Origin of the sequence: Deinococcus rhizophilus (genome assembly GCF_030271215.1) — a bacterium.
GTDB lineage: Bacteria > Deinococcota > Deinococci > Deinococcales > Deinococcaceae > Deinococcus > Deinococcus rhizophilus.
Window position 1 is genome coordinate 1 of the sequence record NZ_JASNGB010000275.1, and the last position, 2,449, is coordinate 2,449.

Below are 2,449 nucleotides of genomic sequence, written 5' to 3' on the forward strand. Positions count from 1 at the left end.
CAGCCCCCGCAGCGTCTCCAGGCTGCCCCGGTCACGCACGATCAGGGGCACGCCCCCCAGCGCCGCCGCGACCCGCCGCCCGCCCGCCTCGCTCAGCGGGCCGACGCTCTGGTTGAAGACCACGGCCCGTTTGCCCAGCAGCCGGGCCAGCCGGATCACCCCCAGGTAATAGGTCAATGTCCGGGCGCTCGTCCCGTCCTGCAACAGCCCGCCGCCGCCCGAGAGCAACACCTGTGAGCGGGCCAGCGCCCCCAGCAGGCCCACGGGCTGCATGCGGGGCGCACTCTCGCTCCCGTAGAGCCGGGCTGTCTCGGCGGGCGTGTTCGACAGCAGCAGCGGCGTGTGCCCGGCGGCCTTCAGCTCGCGGGTGATGGCAAGGGCGATGGCCTCGTCCCCCGTGTTCCCGAAGCCGTAGTACCCGCTGACGGCGACCCTCATAGAACCTCCGGCCAGTGCCGTGCCCTCCGGCGCTGGCCCGACCGAAGGGAGAGGGAGCAAGGCGGGGTTTCGTGGAGTGGAAGACTTCCCGGTGATTTCCCGGGAAGTCTGGAACGGAGCGGAATCCCGCTCATGCCCGGCTCCCCCCGCTGGTCGCTGACGGCTGGCGGCTGGCCCCTCTCGCACCCCAGGTCTGCCACAGCCGCAGCAGCCAGCGCACGACCGGAATGGCGACCAGTCCCAGCAGCAGCCCCGCGCCCAGCCCGATAAAGCAGCGGGCGGCGCTGATCAGCAGCGGCGTGTGAAAGTGCGAGAAGGTGTTCAGGATGCTGGCCTGCCCGACCACGCCGCCCAGAATCAGCAGCGGGCTGAAGTACCCCGGGAGCACTCCGCTCAGGCCCACCAGGGCGAGCGGATGCCCGGCGAGTTCCTTGAAGCGGGGCCGCACGATGGAGTCCTGCAATCCCTGCCGCAGTTGCGCCTCCACGTCGCTCACGCCCACCGCGCTGACGTTGCCCCGGCGCAGGAACACCAGCGCGAACACGGCCAGCCCCAGCCCCATCACGGCGATGTCGCCCAGCCGGATGGGCGAGGCGTAGAGGTCCCGCGCGGTCTTCCGCAGGTCCTGCCGGGGCAGGAAGCTCAGGGCCACCAGCACCAGCGGGACCAGCAGGGTCAGCCCCACCCCCCGGAAGGGTTCCAGGCCCAGCACGCTGTCGCGGTCGGCCCCCAGCGCCGACACGAACAGCACGCCGACCAGCGACAGACCCGTCGCCAGGAACCAGTCGGTCACCCGGGAGCGCCGCAGCACCAGCCCCAGCGCCGGAAAGGTCACGGCGGCCAGCAGCGCCGCGCCCGCGAAGGGCTGGAAGCCGTCCAGACTGTTCAGCGCGAGGGCCAGCCCGGTCACCCCCGCCATCACCAGCAGCCCCAGCCGCGCCAGCGGGAAACTCAGCCCCAGCAGCAGCGCGGCGGCGAGCGGCCCCAGCAGGCTCAGCCAGCGCAGGGTGTCGTTCGGCGCGTAGGGCCGCACGTCCGGGGTGCCCACCGTCAGGCCCGAGCGCTCCAGCAGTTCAGAGGTGCGGCGCAGCAGGTCCTCGGTCTCGTTCACGGTGGGGTAGGGGCGGATGTACAGCAGGCGGTGCCCCCGTTCCCGCGCGGCGAGGTTGTACTTGCTCGCGACCTCCTCCGGGGGCAGGCGGTTTTGCCACGCGGGACTGAGGGTAAAGGTCCGCACCCCTCCCCGGTCCTCGATCAGCGTGTCCAGGCCGCGCTGCTCCGAGCCCTCGATCAGGGCGGGCAGGCGGCCTGCCATCGCCCGGTCAATCTGCTCCAGCCGCTCCGGGGTCCGCGCCCCGATGACCTCGTCCCCGGTAAAGGCGACGTAGGGCACGTCCGGCCAGTCCGCGCCGGGGACCCGGACCGCCACGTCGTCGTAGGGGCGGTAGACGGTCACGAGGTTCTGCGCCCGCAGGTCCGCGATCAGCTCCGTATTCGGCCCGGCGGGCAGGAAGGAGGGGTCGGTGGGCCACTCCAGCCAGGTCTGCCCCGCAATCCGGACCTCCCGGGTGGGAATGGTGTAGCGCTCCGGCAGGCCGTCCAGCGCCCCCGGCTGCAGCTCCCGCATATAGACCCACTGCGGGTTGACGTCTTCTCCGGGGTTCTCGGCGGCGAGGTCCGCGCCCCGCTTCACGTACAGCTCGCCGCGTTGCTCGCGGTTGCCAATCACGTCCTCGTAGACGGCGACCCCGTTGACGCCCAGCGCCTTGTAGCGGTCCAGCAGCGCCTGCGGGGTCAGGCCCACCCGCTGCGCCTGCACCGCCAGCGCGGGGTAGTCCATGACCAGCGCGACCGTCTTTTCCCCCTGTTCGTGGTTCACCCGGTCCCAGGCCAGCCCCAGCGCCGGAATCAGCGAGAGCAGGATCACGCCCAGCAGCGGCCACGTCAGGCGGTGGCGGCTCGCGGGCGGCAGCGGCGTGGCGGGGGCCAGTGCTCCCCCCGGTGCGGGCGG

The 2,449-nt window shown here is 72.4% G+C and carries 2 protein-coding genes; both read right to left on the minus strand.

All coding sequences use genetic code 11. From position 1 onward, the window contains the following. Window positions 1–438 (minus strand): polysaccharide pyruvyl transferase family protein (locus QOL99_RS16475; protein WP_285525409.1); only part of this gene is annotated, 438 nt, incomplete at its 3' end. A gap of 130 nt (window positions 439–568) precedes the next feature. Continuing rightward, window positions 569–2,428 carry a DUF5693 family protein gene (locus QOL99_RS16480; protein WP_407650214.1) on the minus strand — a complete coding sequence of 620 codons (1,860 nt, stop codon included), beginning with the start codon at window positions 2,426–2,428 and terminating at the stop codon, window positions 569–571. Between the last annotated feature and the right edge of the window lie 21 nt (window positions 2,429–2,449).